Consider the following 18,033-nt stretch of genomic DNA (forward strand, 5'->3'; position numbering starts at 1 on the left):
CTTACCAGCGCAGCAGGACGAGTTCGGAGCAGAACGCCGGCCCCATGGCCATCATCAAGCCCACCGATCCGGGCGGGGGCGGATCGGCCAGCGTTTCACGCAGCACGTCGAGCACCGAGACCGAGGACAGATTTCCGTTGTCCCGCAGTGATTTCCGGGTGTGATCCAGCGCATTGGCGCTCAGGTCCAAGCCGTTCTCGACGGCTTCGATCACCCGCGGGCCACCGGGGTGACAGATCCAGCTGGTGACATCGGAGGGCTCCAGTCCGTAGTCGGCGAGGAATTGGCGGACGTCCTCACCGAGATATTTCTCGGCGACGGTCGCCACGTCGGCGGACAGGATGATCCGGAATCCGTCGGTGCCGATGTGCCACCCCATGACGTCCTCGGTGTCCGGGTAGAGGTGGCTGCGGGTGGCCAGCACCGTCGGCCCCGCCGTCGAGCGTTCGCCGCCGGTCGCGATGACCGCACCGGCGCCGTCTCCGAACAGACTGGACGCGACCAGATTGGCCACCGAATTGTCATTGCGCTGAATGGTCAACGAGCACAATTCCACTGCGAGCAACGCCGCGACGTGACCGGGGAAGGCGCGCAGATAGTCATGCATGCGGGCCAGCCCGGCGGCACCGGCGACACAGCCGAGGCCGAACAGCGGGACCCGCTTGACGTCGGGCCGCAGCCCCACGCGCGCGGCCAGCCTCGCCTCCAGGGTCGGCACGGCAAGGCCTGTCACCGTCGTCGAAAAGATGATGTCGACCTCGGCGGGCTCGAGGCCGGCGGCGTCCAGCGCCGACAGCAGGGCTCGCTCACCGAGTTCCAGTGCCACATCGAGATAGACGTCATTGGCCTCGGTGAAGCTGCTCAGCTCGCCGTACCGCTCCAGGGGCAGCGCCAGCCGGCGATGGGAGACTCCGCTGGCGGCGCCGAAGCGCTCAAATTCCGGTCCAGCGAAACCCGCTAGGGCCGCGGTCATTTCGTCTTGACTGTAGCGGTGCGGCGGAAACGCGACGGTCGCCGAGGCAACGGTAGGAAATGTAGTCACATTCTGGATTACGCCGTCGCCGACTTCAGGGTTCAATACCGACCTAGAGTGTGAATCACATGAACCAAAGCGCCGTCCATTCCGTACGCAACTAGGGGATTGGCGACACCTGAATCGGAAGGATCCCGCGATGCTGCGCGGAGTCACTCGGGCTGCACTCACCGCGCCGCGACGCGTTGTCGCCGTGGCCGCCTTGGTGCTGATCGGCTCGGCCATCTTCGGCGCACCGGTAGCCGGAAAGCTGTCGGCGGGCGGGTTCACCGATCCGAATTCGGAATCGGCGCGGGCCGGCGAGGTCCTCGTCGACAAATTCGGCCAGAGTGACCAGCAGATGCTGATCACCGTCACCGACGCCGGCGGCGCCACCAGCGATCGGGCCACCTCGACCGGTACCGCGATCGTCGATCACCTGAAAGCCTCACCGTGGGTCTACGGGACCTCCTCGACCTGGACCGGCTCGCCCGGGCTGGTGAGCACCGACGGCACCTCGGGGCTGATCATCGCCCAGCTGAAGGGCGGTGAGAACAACGCCCAGCACTACGCCAAGTCCCTGCTGGATTCGCTGACCGACGCGGGTGTGTTCGACCGTGACGGGGTGGCCGTCGCGGCCGGCGGCGACGCGGTGATGTACGCGCAGATCAACGAGCAGAATCAGCACGACCTGCTGGTGATGGAATCCATCGCGGTCCCGTTGAGCTTTCTGGTGCTGGTCTGGGTGTTCGGTGGGCTGGTCGCGGCGGCACTGCCGCTGGCGGTGGCGGCCGTGGCGATCGTCGGGTCGATGACGATACTGCGAGCGCTCACCTTCTACACCGACGTGTCGATCTTCGCGCTCAACCTGACCACCGCCATGGGCCTGGCGCTGGCGATCGACTACACGCTGCTGATCATCAGCCGCTACCGCGACGAACTCGCCGCCGGCGAGTCACCTGACGACGCGCTGACCCGAACCATGGCCACCGCGGGCCGTACGGTGCTGTTCTCGGCGACCACCGTCGCGTTGTCGATGGCGGTCATGGCGGTGTTCCCGATGTACTTCCTGAAATCGTTCGCCTACGCCGGGGTCGCCACCGTGCTGTTCGTCGCCTGCGCGGCCATCGTGGTGACCCCGGCACTGATCGTGGTGCTGGGCCCCCGGCTGGACGCGTTGGACATGCACCGGGTGGCCCGGCGACTGCTGGGGCGCGACGAGCCCGTGGCCAAACCGGTCGAACAGCAGTTCTGGCACCGGTCGACGACGGCGGTGATCCGGCGCGCGGTGCCGATCGGACTGGTCGGCGTCACCGTGCTGGTGCTGCTGGGGGTGCCGTTCCTCGGAGTCAAATGGGGATTCCCCGATGACCGGGCGCTCCCCCGCTCGGCATCGGCGCATCAGGTCGGCGACCGGCTGCGCACCGGGTTCGCCGAGGACTCGGCAGCCAACATCAGCGCGGTCATCCGCGACGCCGGCGGACTGTCCCACGCCGATCTCGAGCGCTACGCGGCCAGCCTCTCGGCGGTGACCCACGTGTCGGCGGTGACCGCGCCGACCGCCACGTTCGTCGACGGGCAGCCGGTGGGCCCGCCCGCGGCACCGACCGGCCTGGTCGACGGCAGCGCGCTGGTGACCATCGCCAGCAACGCCCCGCTGTTCTCGGCCGCCTCCGACGAACAGCTCGACGAGCTGCACCGGATCCCCGCGCCGGCCGGGAAGACCGTTGAGTTCGCCGGGTTGGCACAGACCAATCGAGACAGTGTCGCCGCCATCACCTCACGATTGCCGCTGGTGCTGGGGGTGATCGCGGCCATCACCTTCGTGCTGCTGTTCCTGCTGACCGGCAGCGTGGTGCTGCCGGTGAAGGCCCTGATGCTCAACGTGTTGTCCTTGACGGCCGCGTTCGGGGCGCTGGTCTGGATCTTCCAGGACGGCCATTTCGGCGCGCTCGGCACGACGCCGACCGGGACGCTGGTCGCCAACATGCCGGTGCTGCTGTTCTGCGTCGCGTTCGGGCTGTCGATGGACTACGAGGTGTTCCTGATCGCGCGGATCCGGGAGTACTGGCTGGCCTCCGGCCGCACCCCGGCCGACAACGACGCCAGCGTGGCGCTCGGGCTGGCCCGAACCGGGCGGGTGATCACCGCCGCGGCGTTGGTGATGTCGATATCGTTCGCCGCGCTGATCGCCGCGCACGTGTCGTTCATGCGGATGTTCGGCGTCGGGCTGACCCTGGCGGTGCTGACCGACGCCACGCTGGTACGCACGGTGCTGGTACCCGCCTTCATGCATCTGATGGGCCGGGCGAACTGGTGGGCGCCCGGACCGCTGGTTCGGCTGCATGAGCGGATCGGCATCAGTGAGGACCACACCCCGGTGGCCACCAAGAGCGGGCGGCACCGCCGGTCCGGGCAGACCCCCGCCGAGTCGGTGTTCGCCGAGGCGGTCGGCTATCGCGCCGCGCTCAACGGGCGACCGACACCGCGTCACGCACGGCCGCAGCCAGACTCCGCTCGTCGTTGAGGTCCAGGCCCACCAGGCTGCGGCTGGCCCTGGCCACCACGTCCTCGTCGTGCGGGACCGGGCACTGGAGCCTGGGTCGGTAGATCTCGACCATCAACGCCTGCTGCTCGATGCGGAAGGAGAAGCTCCGGCCGTCGCCGACCTCGCCGAATCCGCTCGCGAACGCACCGGTCCAGATCTCCTCGATGAGGAATTCCGAACACTCCAGCTGCCAGTCCTCGGCGACAGTCATGACCGCGACGTTACACCTAACTGAACTTATTGTTACCGGGACATGCCGAACCGGCGTCGGCGCCCTCCTTAGACTCAGGGTTCGCCCCCGAGTCGATCACCGACCGCGAAGAGCTGGAAGAGCTGCCCGTGCTGAAGCACTCCCCCCGCCGGCCCGGCCCATTCTGTCGAGGCCTGCTGTTGTCCCTGCTGCTGGTGCTCACGGCATGCTCGTCCAATCCCGTCACCGCGCCGCCGCCGACGATCCCGCCGGCACAGCCCGCGGTCTCGCCCGCGATATCCCAGCGGCCGGCGGGCACAGTGCGGCCGCTGGGTGGGCGGGCCACCGGCGCGGTCTTCGACGCCGCCACCGGGGTGCTGGTGGTGCTGTGTCCCGGTGCCGACGCGCAGACCCCGGCAACCGTCAACCTGGTCGGCGCGCCCGGCCCCACCGTGCTGGCACTGCCGGGCCCGGCGACCGCGGTGACCGGCGACGGCGCCGGTGTCGCCTACCTGTCGAGCCGCGGCGGCTATTTCACGGTCGACCTGACCACCCGCCGCATCAACCGGATCGGCGTCGACGATGCCGCCGACGTCGACTTCACCGCGATCGCACGGCGCAGCGACGGCACGATGGTGCTGGGTACCGCGGACGGCGCGGTGCACACGCTGACCTCAGAGGGCACCCGGACCGCCGAGCGGGCGAAGATCTTCGCCCGAGTCGACGAGCTTGTCGCGCAAGACAATACCTCCGTCGTGCTGGACCGCGGTCAGACATCGGTGACCACCATCGGCCCCGACGGCAAACCGCAGTACGCACTGCGCGCCGGCCAGGGCGCCACGACGCTGGCGGCCGCTCCGCACGGACCGGTGCTCGCCGCGGACACCCGTGGCGGCCAGCTGCTGGTCTACGGCGCCGACCCGCTGATGCTGCGACAGGCCTATCCGGTGCCGCAGGCCCCCTACGGGGTGGCCGGGTCGGGCGGCTTCGCGTGGGTGTCGCAAACCGCGACGAACACCGTGGTCGGTTACGATCTGAGCACCGGAATCCCCGTGGAGAAGGTGCGATACCCGACCGTGCAGCAGCCCAACACCCTGGCTTTCGACGACACCTCGGACACGCTGTACGTGGTGTCGGGCACCGGAGCCGGGGCCCAGGTCATCGAGCATGCGACGGGGCAACGTTGACCGCGCTGCGGCCACGCCGGCTGCCGGCGGGCTGGGACAACGAACTGTCCGATGAATACGAATGGATTCCGCTGCGGCTGCCGCCGGAGATCACCCGCATAGGCGCCTCGACCCGGTTGTCGATCGAGGCCGAATATCGAGGTTGGGAGTTGACCCGGGTGCGGTTGTACACCGATGGCAGTAGGCGGGTGTTGTTGCGCCGCAAGAAGTCCCCATCGAAAGCGGTCAACGGGAACCGCTGCGTCGACCAGCCGGGGCTGTAGGCGGATGGGGTGGTACGGCGCACTGCGCCGCGCGCTGTTCCTGGTGCCCCCGGAACGCATTCACACGATCACGTTCGCCGCGTTACGCGGCGCCACCGCACCGTCGCCGGCCCGCCGGGTGCTGCAGCGCCGGCTGGCGCCCCACGACCCGGTGCTGGCCAGCACGGTGTTCGGGGTGCACTTCCCCGGCCCGCTCGGACTGGCCGCCGGTTTCGACAAGGACGGCGTCGGATTGAAGGCCTGGGGCGCACTGGGTTTCGGCTACGCCGAGGTGGGCACCGTGACCGCGGCGCCACAGCCCGGCAACCCCGCGCCGCGGCTGTTCCGGCTACCCGACGACCGCGCGTTGCTGAACCGGATGGGGTTCAACAACCACGGCGCCGGTGCGCTGGCCGCCCGGCTGGCCAGGCATCACGCCGACGTGCCGATCGGAGTCAACATCGGCAAGACCAAGACCACCCCGGCCGAGGAGGCGGTCTCCGACTACCGCGCCAGCGCACGACTGCTCGCGCCACTGGCCGCCTATCTGGTGGTCAACGTCAGCTCGCCGAACACCCCGGGGCTGCGTGACCTGCAGGCGGTCGAGGCGCTGCGGCCCATCTTGGCCGCGGTGCGCGCCGAAACCACCCGGCCGGTGCTGGTCAAGATCGCCCCGGACCTGGCCGACGACGACCTCGATGCCGTCGCCGACCTCTCGGTGGAGCTGGGCCTGGCCGGCATCGTGGCCACCAACACCACGGTCTCCCGCGACGGGCTGGCCACCCCGGGTGTGGCCGACCTCGGGCCGGGCGGCATCTCCGGTCCGCCGGTTGCCCGCCGGGCCCTCGAGGTGCTGCAGCGGCTGTATGCCCGCGTCGGTGACCGGCTTGCCCTGATCAGCGTCGGCGGGATCGAGACCGCCGACGATGCCTGGGAGCGGATCACCGCCGGCGCCTCGCTGCTGCAGGGCTACACCGGGTTCATCTACGGCGGCGGCCTGTGGGCCCGCGACATCCACGACGGGTTGGCCCGCCGACTGCACCAAGGCGGGTTCGGGTCACTCTCCGAAGCCGTCGGGTCCGCCGCCCGCTAGCCCGCCTCCCTCGCGCGAGCGTGCGTGGTTGTACGCGACTCGCCGGTCGCGGCCGTACAAACACGCACGCTCGCGGGAGTTGGGTCTAGTTCTGCACTACTTCTGCTCGTAGGTGCCGACGATCACCGCGCGTGCGATGGCGTGCATGAACAGGTTGAAGCCCAGGTAGGCCGGGCTGGCGTCCTCGGCCAGTTCCAGCTTCTCGACGTCGACGGCGTGCACCGCGATGTAGTAGCGGTGCGGGCCGTGACCGGCCGGCGGCGCGGCACCCACGTAGCGGCGCATCCCGGCGTCGTTGACCAGGGTCAGCGCCTCCCCGGGCAGCAGGCTGCCGTCACCGACACCCTCGGGCAGCTCGGTGCAGGTGGCCGGCAGGTTGGCCACCGCCCAGTGCCAGAACCCGGACGCGGTGGGCGCGTCGGGGTCGTAGACGGTGACCGCGAAGCTGCGGGTCTCCTCCGGGAAACCCGACCAGCTCAGCTGCGGGCTGGCGTCCTGTCCCCCGGCGCCCATGATTCCGCTGACCTGCGCCGTGGCCAGCGGTTGGCCGTCGGTGACCGACGTGGAGGTGAGCGTGAACGTCGGCAGCTCGGGCAGGGCGGCGTACGGGTCGGGGGCTGTGGTCATGACTGGTCCTCTCGTAGTGGATCAACTTCGTCGTTTGGTCAGCAGTGTGTCAGGAAGTGGTGCAGCACGCGGGTGCCGAACTCCAGCGCGTCGACTGGAACGCGCTCGTCGACGCCGTGGAACAGCGCGGAGAAGTCGAGATCCGGCGGCAGCCGTAGCGGGGCGAAGCCGAAGCACCGAATACCCAACTGGGCGAATGCCTTTGCGTCAGTTCCCCCGGACAGCATGTAGGGCACGGTCCGGGCGTCGGGGTCGCAGGACAGCAGCGCGGCGTTCATCGCGTCCACCAGGTCGCCGTCGAAGGTGGTCTGCACCGGCGGCAGGTTGGTGACCCATTCCCGGGTGACGTAGGGGCCGATCAGTTCGTCGACCTCGGCTTCGAATGCCGCCTGGCGCCCGGGCAGTACCCGGCAGTCCAGCACCGCCTCCGCGGTCGCGGGGATGACGTTGGCCTTGTAGCCGGCGTGCAGCATGGTCGGGGTGGCGGTGTCCCGCAGGGTGGCGTTGACGATGCGGGCGATCGGTCCGAGTTTCTCGATCATCCCTTCCAAGTCCGGCGAGTCGACGTCGATGTCGTGGCCGGTCTCCTCGCTGACCGCGGCCAAGAACTGCAGCACCGCGTCGGTGAGCACCAGCGGGAACCGGTGCCGGCCCAGTCGCGCCACCGCCTCGGCCACGGCGGTGACGGCGTTGTCGTCGTTGATCATCGAGCCGTGCCCGGCGCGGCCGTGGGCCCGCAACCGCATCCAGCACAGGCCCTTCTCCGCGGTCTCGATCAGATACAGCCGGCGCTCCCCGCCGTCGCGGCGCGGCACGGTCAGCGAGAAACCGCCGACCTCCCCGATCGCTTCGGTGACGCCGGCGAACAGATCCGGCCGGTTCTCCACCAGCCAGTGCGCGCCGTACTTCCCGCCGGCCTCCTCGTCGGCGAGGAAGGCGAACACCAGATCGCGCGGGGGGGTGATCCCGGCGCGGGCCAGGTGGCGGGCCACCGCGATCGTCATGCCGACCATGTCCTTCATGTCGACCGCGCCGCGGCCCCAGACGTAGCCGTCGGTGACCGCCCCGGAGAACGGGTGCACGCTCCACTCGCTGGCCTCGGCGGGCACCACGTCGAGGTGGCCGTGGATCAGCAGCCCTCCGCGGCTCGGGTCGCTGCCGGCCAGCCGGGCGAAGACGTTGCCGCGCCCCGGCGCTCCGGACTCGACGTACTCGGTCTGGTAGCCGGCTTCCTCGAGCTGGGTGGCGACCCACCGGGCGCACTCCGCCTCGCCCTTGGTCGTCTCGGGCTCTCCGGTGTTGGAGGTGTCGAAACGGATGAGGGTGCTGACCAGTTCGACGACCTCGTCGACTGCGTCACCGGCAGGATCGGGGCTAACCGTCACAGTTACCTTTCCTACCACTTCCGCGCGCGGGCCTTCCGACGACAGTTGCGCGGGCTGGGTTTGGGTCCGGCGATCAGCATCCGTTAGCCTTAGCTGCCCGGCTGGTCCGGGTCGGTCCGAGTGGCGGAATGGCAGACGCGCTAGCTTGAGGTGCTAGTGCCCTATTAATGGGCGTGGGGGTTCAAGTCCCCCCTCGGACACATCCGGCGACACGACTTATGTCGGCCGTCGCCTTGACTTGTCACAGGTGGGGATCGTAATCAAGACGCAGGCCCAGGCTTGCGTACACCTGAGCGCGCTCCGCCCCGGTTGCCCATGTACAACACACGGGCAATGCAACGGACCGGCGCAAGCGACGGCACCGGAATCGCTACCTTTAAGGTTGGGGGAACATTTAGCGTGATGGCCAATCCCTTCTGCGCAGCATTCGAACTGGCGAAGCGCGGATGGAACCTCCTAGATCACCGCGGGAGCGTCTGACGCGACGCACATGCGGCGCTCGTTGGTGGGGACACATGCCAGAGATGGACCGACCGGATCGACAGAGACCTCCGCACGGCATGCCTACGCGCTCTGATCGCCGACCACGCCAACGCGCCTGCAACGCAAATCTCGTTCGACCAGGACGAAAACACCCGGTAGGCCACGGTCAGCGGTTCCACTTGGGCCGGGGTGCTTTTCGGACCGCAATCATCTCGACATATGCGCGTACCAGCGGGGGTAGTTGGAATCGGTGTTGGTTCTTCGCGTCGCGTACCACGATGACGACCAATGCGTCCGGGTTGTTGATCGGATCGGAGCTTGCGCTCTGGACAATATCTGCATACTCCGCCCCCAGCTCGCCGCCACGATGGTCGGTGACGTAGCGCCGCTGTTCGTCTGTGAGACCTTGCCACCAGTCATCGAGTTGTCTTTTCACTGCCTGCAGCCGGCGCGCCGCAATCGCGTCCAGCGTCCAATGGGTTGGGTCGTCGCTACCTACCCAGTAGGTCATTGAGATACCGGGGCGGTGCATTAACCGCTCAGCGAGGGACGTAGGCAAAGACCCAAATGGATCGTTAAGAACCGCGATCTGCTCGTGGAGCGTCAGCTGCTGATGGAACCAGCTTAGCGAGCCTTCATTGAGCACCTGATTGATCTCGTTGAGGCCGAGCCCATAACCGCGTTGACTACCGCACTTCGCAATCGTGTTCGTCGCGACATCAACTAGCTGATACGTCCCGTAGTCGCTCCCCTGGGGGTCGCGCGTGCGGGACTTTTCAAGCCGGAGACCCTGCCGGGCGGCAGACCGCCGGAGCCGATTCTCCATCACTTTGATCTTTTGGTCATCCATAGTCTCCCCAACCCTCCCATTGGTAGCGGTATGCCAGTAAAGCTACCAGAAGTGATGCTGGAACAAATGCTTGAAACGATGCTAGGATCTCGTCATGGTGGATTACCAGAAGAACGGGCCGACTTGACGCCGAAGTACGCCGACAGCCGGATGGTGCTCGACGCTTACGCGCGGATCAAGGGCCCCGTAGCTTTTCTGGACGAGTCTTACCAAGCGCCAAAGGACACCGCTGGCGGCAAGAAGACCTTTTACATCTCACCGCGGTCGTGGTGGCCACCAAGGACTTTGACGAGCTCCGAGACGGGCTCGTTGAGATCGCCGGGGAGCGTTATTGGCATACGACCGAAGCGCTCCGCGCCGGCCGGGTCGACGAGATCCGCGACATGCTGGAGTATCTCGCTGAGGGCACTGAGCCGTCCCAGGTGAGGGTGACCCGATCGGGACGGCTGCTGGCGGCTCACGAGCGCTGTTGGGCGACCCGACAAACCCTGACCGATCCCGCCCACGTCCAGGCCGCCGCGGCGTTGCGCCACCAGTTCCAAGCCGGCCCGCCACCTGAGGCCGGTGACCACCCGGTGCGTGATCTGGCCGACTACGACCGCGCGTTCGGTGTTGACTTCGTGACGCGCACAGCCACGTCCGATGGTGAGGTGGCGTGAACATGGCCGAGGATCCGATGAAGGCCGTCCTGCACTACGCCCAAGCACTCAAGGCACCCCGCATCCGCGAGTCCGCCGCCCGACTGGCCGCCCAAGCCCGAGACGCCAGCTGGACTCACGAAGAGTATCTGGCAGCGGTGCTCTCGCGCGAGGTCGCCGCCCGCGAGGCCTCCGGTGCAACCACGCGCATCCGCTCGGCCGGATTCCCGACCCGCAAGTCGTTGGAGGACTTCAACTTCGACCATCAACCCGAACTCAACCGGGACATGATCGCCCACCTGGGCACCAGTGCATTCCTGGCCAAATCCCGCAACGTGGTGCTGCTGGGCCCACCCGGCACCGGCAAGACCCACCTCGCCATCGGATTGGCCATCAAAGCCGCTCAGGCCGGGCACCGCATCGCGTTCGTCACCGCCGTGGATTGGGTCGCCCGACTCAAGGCCGCCCACAACGCCGGCCGGCTCCCCGCCGAGCTGGCCAAACTACGTCGCATCGGCCTACTCGTCGTCGATGAAGTCGGCTACATCCCGTTCGAGCAGGACGCTGCGAACCTGTTCTTCCAACTGGTCTCCAGCCGCTACGAACACGCCTCGCTGATCCTGACCTCCAACCTGCCGTTCGCCAAAGCGCACTTGTTCGCGCGAACCTGTGTTAGGCCCTGCCGAAACATCACTTGTTGTGTCGGGCCGGTGGGTGGCCGATGTGGTGTGTTACCCCGTGCTGGGTGACGTGGCAACGGCCGGGTGGGCAGCGATGATCCGCTTGGCAGCCTTGACACCAGCAACCACGGCCGATTCTTGTGAGGGTAAGGCCATGTAGTCGCCCGCGATCTGCACGGGGGCGTCGGCGGGATAATCGTCAAGAAATTTCTGCAGTGCCTTGTAGTAACCGACGTCGGCCTGGCTAGCCGCATAGGGCCATCGCGTGAGGCGGGCGGCCATAAAGTGGTCGCGAAGTTCGGGGAACAGCCTCTCGATCAGCTCCCGAGCTGTGGTCGTCAGACGGTCGCCACTCCAGTTTGTGAAGTCAATATCCCGCTGGTCAGTGAAGAAGGCGGTGATGAGGCTAGTACCCGCCGGGGCGCGGTCGGGGGCCTTAATGTGTTCGAGAAACAAGGTGCTGATCTCGACGGAAGCGGCTTTGGGCACCATGACAATGTATGGTTCCTTCTCAGTGCGCCTGGAATACGTGAGCTGCAGCGAGCAACAACCAGAGTCCTTCGACCTTGAAAGTAGATCAGCCGCAATCTCTTTCAGCGGTTCATACATGTCGACAGCGGCTCGGAATGGCGTGGCGATCACACATGCTTCGGCGCGTTCGCTGCCGGCACCCTCGGCGCTGCTTTGGTAATGGACTTCCACTCCGCGGTCGGTATTTCGGACCTCGGTAACGGGCGAGCTCAGACGCACATCGAGCTTCTCGGCCAACTTTGATGGTAAGAGCTGTAAGCCGCCTTTGAGCGTCTGCATTTTGCCCGACGCTGTGACTGCGCCGGCAAGAAATCCGACCACCGACGTCTCGTCCGGTGAACTGGTCACCATTGCGCGGGTCACGCCGTCGAGTATCAAATCGTTGAGTTCGCGACCGAAGACTCGGTCGATGTACGTCTGGACCGACTCGGTGTCGTAATGGACACGATTGTTCAACTCGTAGGGGTTTAGGCCGTAGAGCGGTTTGATGAGCCGCACTCCCCGTACCGCTAATCGCAGCTTCGCGGCAGGAGGCAGCAGCTTGGTGGTGAGGAACGACCTAAGAGGCTTATGCGTGTCAAGGATGTGCAGGTCACTGCCCTTCACCACTGCGATTTCGGGCGCGCAGTCGACCAACTTGTCTGACAAGCCCACGTCATGAACGAGCTTCATGTATTCCGTGTAGTTGTCGGTGACGATGGTCGGGCCAACGTCGAACAGGAAGCCGTCTTCGGATTCAGACAGAACCCGGCCGCCGACACGGTCCAGGCATTCAAGCACGATGACCTGCCAGCCCTGCTCATGTAGCCGGTATCCGGCGCTCAAGCCAGCCAGGCCGCTGCCGACGACGATCATGCGCTTCATATGGCTTCTCCACCCCGGGCAGTCCGGAGCCAGGTGATCCTGGCGACTGAAAAGAAACAAGCGCCCGCGATTCAGGTGTAGTTCTGCGTAACTCGGCAATCGTGGGATCCCGCCAATGCGCCGCGGGACCTCCGTCGCGGATCACAAAGAGATCGGTGAGCACCATGGGTATCGACGCTACTGCAGCTGTTTGCTGTGTGGGGCTTTCTCGGGTATGAGGTCGATCAGGGCGCGAAGGCCTCAGCCCCAACGGTGTGATGGTTGGGCAATCGGGTGGGGTCGACGTGGTCGGCAAGGTAGATCATGGCGGCCTCGGGGGCCATGCCGAAAGCGACGGCCACTAGCTTGGGGTACATGGTGTTGACGAGGTCGACCAGGCGGGTGCTGCGAACCGTTCGCGGCGCCCGGTCGAACCCGTCGAGGACGCCTCCAGCCACCCGACCCCCTTTCACCAGCGGTGGGGGCGCTGTTCAACGACTCAAATCAAAGACCTCAACCCGTGTCGCAGGTGGCCAACTCCCCCCTCGGACACAACTGTGATGGGTCGGGTCATGGGTTACACCCGGGTCGTCAGACGCTGACAGCCCCGGTCTGTACCGGGGCTGTCGGTATCTCGAGCCGGCCGCGTCAGCTACCTGCGGCCGGGACGTCGTCGGTAGTGAGGGGCTGGTCTCCCGTGTCGACCAGAAACACCGCAAGCAGCTCCGCGGGCTCGGTGGCGCTGGCGTTCTCACTGACCAGGTGATGTGCCCCCGGGGTTTCCTTCCAGGTCTCGCCGGCGCGGTAGACGCGCATCGCCTCGCCCTCAACCTGACTGCGGATGAGCCCGGAAATGACGTAGGCCATGATGAAGGCCGACCGCGCGTGGTGGTGCGCGGCGTTCTTGGCCCCCGGCGGATAGCTGACGCTCACACCCACCAGCGATTTTCCCGGGACGTTGGTCGGCTCGTCAAATACTTGACGGACCACCGACTTTGGAGCTGCCTGACCGGTATCCGGCGCCGAGCCGGTGCACGCGGCCACCAGTAGGGCGGCTGATACCGCGAGCAAAGCTTTTGCACGCATTCTGCTGACGTCCCTTCGCATGGAGGAATTCACACCCGCGCCGGTGCTGCGCGGTGAGCGATCGCCTTCATGGTGTCGCCGAGGGTCAGAATAGATACCGCCAGCAGAACGGTGTCTTTGATGAGGAATTGGCCGGTCATGGACAACAGGGGAAATCCACCGGCCGACGCCTCAGCCACGCCCGGTGTCGTGATGACGAACGACAGGGTGCTGACGAAAAGCACTATCGCCAACACGCTTCCGATCAGTGAAATCCGCGGATACCAGGGCTTCACCACCAGCAACACGGCGGTGGTGATCTCCACGACGCCGAGGATCGATGAGAACGTCTCGACGCTGAACACGCTGTACAGCCAACCCATGAAGGGACTGTTGGCTACCAGGGGTTGAATGTTGAGGGCCTCGTAGGAGCAGAACTTGAATATCCCGATCCAGCCGATGACGATGGCCAGCCCATAGCGAGCGACGATATGCGCCAGGTCATTGACGATCGGGGCGTTATTTTGGCAGACAGCGGTCAAGTCGGTTTTGGTGGACATGTTCTCGGTACCTTTCGATGAAAGCGGTCAGATGAATTGGGAGGAGCTGGGGTTCAGACGAAGGTGAAGAGCCGGTCGTGGTCGAACCGCGAAATGGGGTTGCTGTAGGTCTTCGTGGCGTCCGGGTAGCCGAGGGCCAGCAGCACCGTCGTGGTGTATCCGGTTTCGCGGATCTTGAATGCCGTATCGACGCTGGCCGGGTCGAAACCTTCCAGCGGCGTCGCGTCGAATCCCAGCTCGGCGGCCGCCATCACGGTCATCCCCAGCGCCAGGTAGGCCTGCTTCTCCATCCAGTGGGACAGATCCTTGTAGCCGTAGGTGCGCAGGTCGAGGAAGTCGCGGGTCATCGATTCCCAGTGCGACTGCTTGGCGGGGTCGGGGAACCGGCCATCGGCCCGCTCTTTGCTGAACACCTCCTCGAGGTGGCGGTCGGGCAGATCGGCCCGAGTGGTGAAAATGATGACGTGCGAGGCGTCCCGGATCTTGCCGCCGTTGTCGAGGAATCGGTCGCCCAGATTGGCAGCGAGCCGCTCCTTGCCTTCGGGCGTGCCGAGTACGTAGTAGCGGCTGGCCTGCACGTTCACCGATGACGGCGTCGAGCGCAGGAACCGCAGCAGCTGCTGCAGGGACTGGGCGGGGATGGTCTTGCTGGAGTCAAAATATCTCGTGAGGTGCTTGCTCATGAGGTTGTCGAGGTCCATGTCAATTCGCTTTCTTCGCAAGAGGTTTGAGTGATGACGGGGTAGGCGCCGGCACCGGCAGCCTGATTTACGCGGCGGTGCCGGCGGTGGGGATGTCGATGACGGTCTGGTTGACGTTGTTGATGTAGTTGGTCAGCAAGGCCTGGACGGCGACGGTGATGATCGCCAAGATCTGCGAGTCGCTGTACCCGGCGCTTCGCACGGCGGCCAGGTCGGCATCGTTGACCTTCCTCTGGGTTTCAACCAGCCGCTGGGCGAAGCGAGCGACGGCGGCCCGCTTGGGGTCAATCGAGCTACCGGATCGCGCCAGGTCGATGTCGTCGTCCGACATGCCGCCGAGCTCGGCGGAGACGTACGAGTGCACCGCCAGGCAGTAATCGCAACCGTTGGCTGCCGACACCGCCAGCGCAATGCTGTGCCGGGTCTTGGCGTCGAGAACTCGAGCCCAAACTGCCTTGCAGAGACAAGACGACGTCCAGAACGGTCGGATTCGAGGCAAGCATCGTGAACATGTTCGGAACGAACCCGAACTGTTTGCCGACGTTGCCCAGAACCCGCTGCGTGTCGTCGGTGATGTCGTCGGATGCGGGGGTGGTCAGGCGTGACATGGCGGACATCCTCCAGTAGGTGTAGGTAACTTTTCTGGGCCGTCTGGCCCATTTCCAGAGTGAACACCCATCCGGACTGGGTTGTCAAGCCCAGTTTCGGTACGATGGTGACCATGACCGGCAAAACCGCAGTCCAAGCGCCCCGCAAGCTCACCAAAAAGGGTGAGGCGACACGGGCGCGAATCCTCGAGCACGCCGCAGAGCTCATCCACACCCAGGGCGTCGCCGCAACGAACAATCAGCAGCTCCGTCACATCACCGGCGTCAGCGGGTCCCAGCTCAATCACTATTTCCCGACCAAAGAAAGCCTCGTCCTAGCCGTGATCGAATGGCAGGCCGAGCACGTCCTGCATTTCTATGGCGGTGAGCAATTCGCCGGCTTCGAGACCGTCGATTCGCTTCGGGCCTGGGTGGACTACTACGTCACCCACGACAGCGCCTACCGAGACGGCTGCACCCTCGGGTCCCTGGCGAGCCAGATCATCAAGTCAGACCTGGAGGTGCACGACGAGCTGGCCCAAGCGTTCGCGCAGTGGCGGGACATCTTCCGCGACGGGCTTCAGCGCATGCAGAACCTCGGCCGCATCAGCGCCGACGCGGACCCCACACAGCTGGCCGATCTGCTGTTGTCGGCGTTCCAGGGCGGCATGCTCCTCAGCCAGGTCCAGCGGGATGTCACCCCGCTCAAGAACGCCCTGCATGCCGCCGTCGACCACATACAGATGCTCTCGACCTAGAGAGGGCGACCGGCGCCAGGGCGGGTGTCACCCCGGTGCGTTCCGCCCCGGCCGCCGCAGCGTGGCGGTCAACGCCGGGCCGTCGCGGGGATGGCGTTGTCGATGAGGACGGCGGCGATCGCGGCGGCGGTCGGGAACGATTCGCTGTTGAGCACTCGCGTACGGGCCGAGGCGCCATCGAGCAGCAGTGCCAGTTGTTCGCCGAGCTGTTCGGGGTTGGTGGCGCCGGCTTCGCGGGCGGTTTCGGCGAGCCGCGCGGCAATCGTGGTCTTGTAATCACGTGCGCACTGGGATGCCGGGTGTTGCGGGTCGTGGATCTCTACGGCCGCCGCGATGAACGGGCACAGCGGCGTGACCTCCTGGGCCCCGGGGGCGGACACCTCGAATACTGCGAGGAGTTTTTCGCGGGGGGTCAGGTCGGTGCGATCGAACACTCCCGCCGTGACGTCGGGATCGAATCGGCGCAGGTATTCGGCGATCAGCTCGTCCTTGCCGGCGAAGTGCTGGTAGGCCGTGCGCTTCGACACCTGGGCCACCGCGCACAGCTGGTCCATGCCGGTGCGGTTGATGCCCTGATCGCGAAACAGTTGTTGTGACGCACGCAGAATTCGCTCGCGTGCACCCCTGCCCCGCCGCACGCGTTGGGGGCCCTTCTCCAACTCCGTCATGCCTGAAGTATAGATCCGGCTGGTAACGATCGGTGTACATAGCTTGCGCTCCGGCCGACGGTCCGTTACGTTAAGCACACTGCTCGGTATACATAACGTTCCGGGCCGTTCCGGACACACATCGATTCAAATAGGAGTGATCATGGGGAAACTCGACGGCAAGGTAGCGGTAATCACCGGCGGCTCAAAGGGTTTGGCGTTGGCCGGCGCCAAGTTGTTCGTCGACGAAGGAGCTCATGTGTTCATCATGGGCCGGCACCAGGACGCGCTGGATGACGCGGTCAAGCTGATCGGCCGGAATGTCACCGCCGTGCAGGGCGATGCCGCCGACCTCGACGATCTCGACCGTTTGTATGACACCGTCCGGCAGGAAAAGGGCGCGATCGACGTGCTGTGGGCCAGCGCCGGAATGGGCGAGCAGGCAAAGCTCGGAGAGATCACCGAGGAGCACTTCCATGCCGCCTTCTGGCTGAACGCGCGCGGCACACTGTTCACCGTGCAGAAGGCCCTGCCGCTGCTCAACGACGGTGGCTCGATCCTGATGACGGGGTCGAACGCGTCGCTCAAAGGCTTTCCCGGGTGGAGCGTCTACGCCGGGAGCAAGGCCGTGCAGCAGGCCTGGGCCCGGGTATGGCTGGCCGAGTTGAAGGACAGGCGGATCCGGGTGAATGTGCTGACCCCCGGCCAGGTCGCCACCGCCAAGCAGGAGGAGCTCTTCGATGAAGAGACGAAACGGCAATTCGAATCCCTGATCCCGCGGGGAGCGATGGGCCGCGCCGAGGAGATCGCAACGGCCGCACTATTCCTCGCCTCCGACGACTCGAGCTACGTGAACGGGATGGAGCTCGTTGCCGACGGCGGCACCGCGGCGATCTGAGCAGGACCGACACCGGCATCCCACGGTCACACCCACAACGAGGAGTAGCAATGACCGAATTCGCCCAGCACCGTGCCGCCGTCGAGTCCTTCATCGACGCTATGCACGGGGGCGCGGACAACGACACCATCGCCGGTCACCTCGCCGAGGACGTGGTGCTCAACGGCCCACTCGGCGATGAACCGCTGATCGGCCGCGAGGCGGTCGTGGAGGCCATCCAGACCGTCGGCGCCTTGGCGACCGACCTCACCTACCGGGAGGTCCTCAGCGGCCCGAGTCACCACGCCGCGTTCTTCCGCCTGCAAATCGGCGACACCGCGGTCGACGGAATGGACTACTTCCTACTCGACGCCGACAGCAAGATCGCCGAGGTGACCATCTGGTGGCGTCCGCTGCCATCCGCTGTCGAGATGCAAGGCCACCTCGCCGAAGTCCTCGGCATGCAGCCCTGGGCACTACACACCATGGGCGGCTGACGATCCCGGCTGCACCGCCCTCCCCCGACCCG

The 18,033-nt window shown here is 66.0% G+C and carries 20 protein-coding genes, 1 tRNA gene and 1 pseudogene; 10 read left to right on the top strand and 12 right to left on the bottom strand.

The genetic code is table 11. The features are described from left to right. Position 1: 1 nt before the first annotated feature. Positions 2-973: a type III polyketide synthase gene (locus G6N23_RS11665; RefSeq protein ID WP_085262710.1), complete on the bottom strand. Its 972-nt coding sequence runs from the start codon at positions 971-973 to the stop codon at positions 2-4. A gap of 199 nt (positions 974-1,172) precedes the next feature. Between G6N23_RS11665 and G6N23_RS11670 the strand changes: the two genes are divergently transcribed. Beyond that, complete coding sequence (locus G6N23_RS11670) at positions 1,173-3,539, top strand: MMPL family transporter (RefSeq protein ID WP_085262711.1); 2,367 nt, start codon at positions 1,173-1,175, stop codon at positions 3,537-3,539. Here the strand turns inward: G6N23_RS11670 and G6N23_RS11675 are convergent. Further along, the gene (locus G6N23_RS11675; protein ID WP_085262712.1) at positions 3,481-3,771 is read right to left on the bottom strand and encodes a hypothetical protein; all 291 of its coding nucleotides are present in this window, start codon (positions 3,769-3,771) and stop codon (positions 3,481-3,483) included. The two genes, G6N23_RS11670 and G6N23_RS11675, sit on opposite strands and share 59 nt — an antisense overlap. Positions 3,772-3,902: 131 nt before the next feature. Here G6N23_RS11675 and G6N23_RS11680 point away from each other — a divergent pair, with 131 nt between their 5' ends. From G6N23_RS11680 to G6N23_RS11690, 3 genes are read left to right on the top strand one after another with little or no spacing between them, the layout of a single operon-like run. Continuing rightward, positions 3,903-4,937, top strand: coding sequence for a YncE family protein (locus G6N23_RS11680; protein WP_234808738.1), 1,035 nt, complete (start codon positions 3,903-3,905; stop codon positions 4,935-4,937). Next, positions 4,934-5,200: a DUF5703 family protein gene (locus G6N23_RS11685; protein ID WP_085262713.1), complete on the top strand. Its 267-nt coding sequence runs from the start codon at positions 4,934-4,936 to the stop codon at positions 5,198-5,200. The genes G6N23_RS11680 and G6N23_RS11685 overlap by 4 nt, the downstream gene beginning before the upstream one ends. 4 nt (positions 5,201-5,204) lie before the next feature. After that, on the top strand, positions 5,205-6,272 hold the full coding sequence (locus G6N23_RS11690) for a quinone-dependent dihydroorotate dehydrogenase (protein WP_085262714.1): 1,068 nt from the start codon (positions 5,205-5,207) through the stop codon (positions 6,270-6,272). A gap of 96 nt (positions 6,273-6,368) precedes the next feature. Here the strand turns inward: G6N23_RS11690 and G6N23_RS11695 are convergent, their stop codons facing one another. Continuing rightward, entirely contained in the window at positions 6,369-6,899 is a 531-nt protein-coding gene (locus G6N23_RS11695; protein WP_085262715.1) for a YbhB/YbcL family Raf kinase inhibitor-like protein, read from the bottom strand. 38 nt (positions 6,900-6,937) lie between these two features. Then, complete coding sequence (locus tag G6N23_RS11700; protein WP_085262716.1) at positions 6,938-8,284, bottom strand: M20/M25/M40 family metallo-hydrolase; 1,347 nt, start codon at positions 8,282-8,284, stop codon at positions 6,938-6,940. 114 nt (positions 8,285-8,398) lie between these two features. Between G6N23_RS11700 and G6N23_RS11705 the strand changes: the two genes are divergently transcribed. Then, positions 8,399-8,484: transfer RNA gene (locus G6N23_RS11705), tRNA-Leu, on the top strand. A 449-nt stretch (positions 8,485-8,933) separates the two neighbouring features. On the opposite strand, the gene G6N23_RS11710 is transcribed toward G6N23_RS11705, so the two are convergent. Beyond that, positions 8,934-9,617, bottom strand: coding sequence for a hypothetical protein (locus G6N23_RS11710; RefSeq protein ID WP_085262717.1), 684 nt, complete (start codon positions 9,615-9,617; stop codon positions 8,934-8,936). Positions 9,618-9,886: 269 nt separating this feature from the next. Here G6N23_RS11710 and G6N23_RS21965 point away from each other — a divergent pair, with 269 nt between their 5' ends. Both G6N23_RS21965 and istB read left to right on the top strand, forming a co-directional pair. Beyond that, positions 9,887-10,276 carry a hypothetical protein gene (locus G6N23_RS21965; protein WP_234808733.1) on the top strand — a complete coding sequence of 130 codons (390 nt, stop codon included), beginning with the start codon at positions 9,887-9,889 and terminating at the stop codon, positions 10,274-10,276. 2 nt (positions 10,277-10,278) lie between these two features. Further along, a complete protein-coding gene (gene istB, locus G6N23_RS11720; RefSeq protein ID WP_272937793.1) occupies positions 10,279-11,004 on the top strand; it encodes an IS21-like element helper ATPase IstB in 726 nt (241 codons plus the stop codon). On the opposite strand, the gene G6N23_RS11725 is transcribed toward istB, so the two are convergent. From G6N23_RS11725 to G6N23_RS11750, 6 genes and pseudogenes are all read right to left on the bottom strand, one after another. Further along, entirely contained in the window at positions 10,987-12,330 is a 1,344-nt protein-coding gene (locus tag G6N23_RS11725; RefSeq protein WP_085262718.1) for a protoporphyrinogen/coproporphyrinogen oxidase, read from the bottom strand. The two genes, istB and G6N23_RS11725, sit on opposite strands and share 18 nt — an antisense overlap. Before the next feature lie 224 nt (positions 12,331-12,554). After that, positions 12,555-12,767 (bottom strand): hypothetical protein, encoded by a 213-nt coding sequence (locus G6N23_RS11730; protein WP_085262719.1) that lies wholly within the window; start codon positions 12,765-12,767, stop codon positions 12,555-12,557. A gap of 190 nt (positions 12,768-12,957) precedes the next feature. Beyond that, entirely contained in the window at positions 12,958-13,395 is a 438-nt protein-coding gene (locus G6N23_RS11735; protein ID WP_085262780.1) for a cupin domain-containing protein, read from the bottom strand. A gap of 29 nt (positions 13,396-13,424) precedes the next feature. Next, positions 13,425-13,934, bottom strand: a complete 510-nt coding sequence (locus tag G6N23_RS11740) for a YkgB family protein (protein ID WP_085262720.1) — start codon at positions 13,932-13,934, stop codon at positions 13,425-13,427. A 53-nt stretch (positions 13,935-13,987) separates the two neighbouring features. Beyond that, the gene (locus G6N23_RS11745; protein ID WP_085262721.1) at positions 13,988-14,635 is read right to left on the bottom strand and encodes a nitroreductase family protein; all 648 of its coding nucleotides are present in this window, start codon (positions 14,633-14,635) and stop codon (positions 13,988-13,990) included. Between the two features lie 67 nt (positions 14,636-14,702). Continuing rightward, positions 14,703-15,243: pseudogene (locus G6N23_RS11750) on the bottom strand (carboxymuconolactone decarboxylase family protein). 104 nt (positions 15,244-15,347) lie between these two features. Between G6N23_RS11750 and G6N23_RS11755 the strand changes: the two are divergent. Continuing rightward, a complete protein-coding gene (locus G6N23_RS11755; RefSeq protein WP_173675016.1) occupies positions 15,348-15,980 on the top strand; it encodes a TetR/AcrR family transcriptional regulator in 633 nt (210 codons plus the stop codon). A gap of 68 nt (positions 15,981-16,048) precedes the next feature. Here the strand turns inward: G6N23_RS11755 and G6N23_RS11760 are convergent, their stop codons facing one another. After that, a complete protein-coding gene (locus tag G6N23_RS11760; protein WP_085262722.1) occupies positions 16,049-16,648 on the bottom strand; it encodes a TetR/AcrR family transcriptional regulator in 600 nt (199 codons plus the stop codon). A gap of 142 nt (positions 16,649-16,790) precedes the next feature. Between G6N23_RS11760 and G6N23_RS11765 the strand changes: the two genes are divergently transcribed. Further along, the gene (locus tag G6N23_RS11765; protein WP_085262782.1) at positions 16,791-17,525 is read left to right on the top strand and encodes an SDR family NAD(P)-dependent oxidoreductase; all 735 of its coding nucleotides are present in this window, start codon (positions 16,791-16,793) and stop codon (positions 17,523-17,525) included. A gap of 50 nt (positions 17,526-17,575) precedes the next feature. Beyond that, complete coding sequence (locus G6N23_RS11770; protein WP_085262723.1) at positions 17,576-18,001, top strand: nuclear transport factor 2 family protein; 426 nt, start codon at positions 17,576-17,578, stop codon at positions 17,999-18,001. Positions 18,002-18,033 lie beyond the last annotated feature (32 nt).

It is taken from the genome of Mycolicibacter terrae, assembly GCF_010727125.1.
Taxonomy (GTDB): Bacteria; Actinomycetota; Actinomycetes; order Mycobacteriales; family Mycobacteriaceae; genus Mycobacterium; species Mycobacterium terrae.

Bases quoted from the DNA above. Each gene is read 5' to 3' on its own strand.
- G6N23_RS11755 (WP_173675016.1), top strand. From the start codon at position 15,348: ATGGTGACCATGACCGGCAAAACCGCAGTCCAAGCGCCCCGCAAGCTC.
- G6N23_RS11765 (WP_085262782.1), top strand. From the start codon at position 16,791: ATGGGGAAACTCGACGGCAAGGTAGCGGTAATCACCGGCGGCTCAAAG.
- G6N23_RS11690 (WP_085262714.1), top strand. From the start codon at position 5,205: ATGGGGTGGTACGGCGCACTGCGCCGCGCGCTGTTCCTGGTGCCCCCG.
- G6N23_RS11735 (WP_085262780.1), bottom strand. From the start codon at position 13,395: ATGCGTGCAAAAGCTTTGCTCGCGGTATCAGCCGCCCTACTGGTGGCC.
- G6N23_RS11725 (WP_085262718.1), bottom strand. From the start codon at position 12,330: ATGAAGCGCATGATCGTCGTCGGCAGCGGCCTGGCTGGCTTGAGCGCC.
- G6N23_RS11665 (WP_085262710.1), bottom strand. From the start codon at position 973: ATGACCGCGGCCCTAGCGGGTTTCGCTGGACCGGAATTTGAGCGCTTC.
- G6N23_RS11770 (WP_085262723.1), top strand. From the start codon at position 17,576: ATGACCGAATTCGCCCAGCACCGTGCCGCCGTCGAGTCCTTCATCGAC.
- G6N23_RS11670 (WP_085262711.1), top strand. From the start codon at position 1,173: ATGCTGCGCGGAGTCACTCGGGCTGCACTCACCGCGCCGCGACGCGTT.
- G6N23_RS11675 (WP_085262712.1), bottom strand. From the start codon at position 3,771: ATGACTGTCGCCGAGGACTGGCAGCTGGAGTGTTCGGAATTCCTCATC.
- G6N23_RS11710 (WP_085262717.1), bottom strand. From the start codon at position 9,617: ATGGATGACCAAAAGATCAAAGTGATGGAGAATCGGCTCCGGCGGTCT.
- istB (WP_272937793.1), top strand. From the start codon at position 10,279: ATGGCCGAGGATCCGATGAAGGCCGTCCTGCACTACGCCCAAGCACTC.
- G6N23_RS11740 (WP_085262720.1), bottom strand. From the start codon at position 13,934: ATGTCCACCAAAACCGACTTGACCGCTGTCTGCCAAAATAACGCCCCG.
- G6N23_RS11695 (WP_085262715.1), bottom strand. From the start codon at position 6,899: ATGACCACAGCCCCCGACCCGTACGCCGCCCTGCCCGAGCTGCCGACG.
- G6N23_RS11760 (WP_085262722.1), bottom strand. From the start codon at position 16,648: ATGACGGAGTTGGAGAAGGGCCCCCAACGCGTGCGGCGGGGCAGGGGT.
- G6N23_RS11745 (WP_085262721.1), bottom strand. From the start codon at position 14,635: ATGGACCTCGACAACCTCATGAGCAAGCACCTCACGAGATATTTTGAC.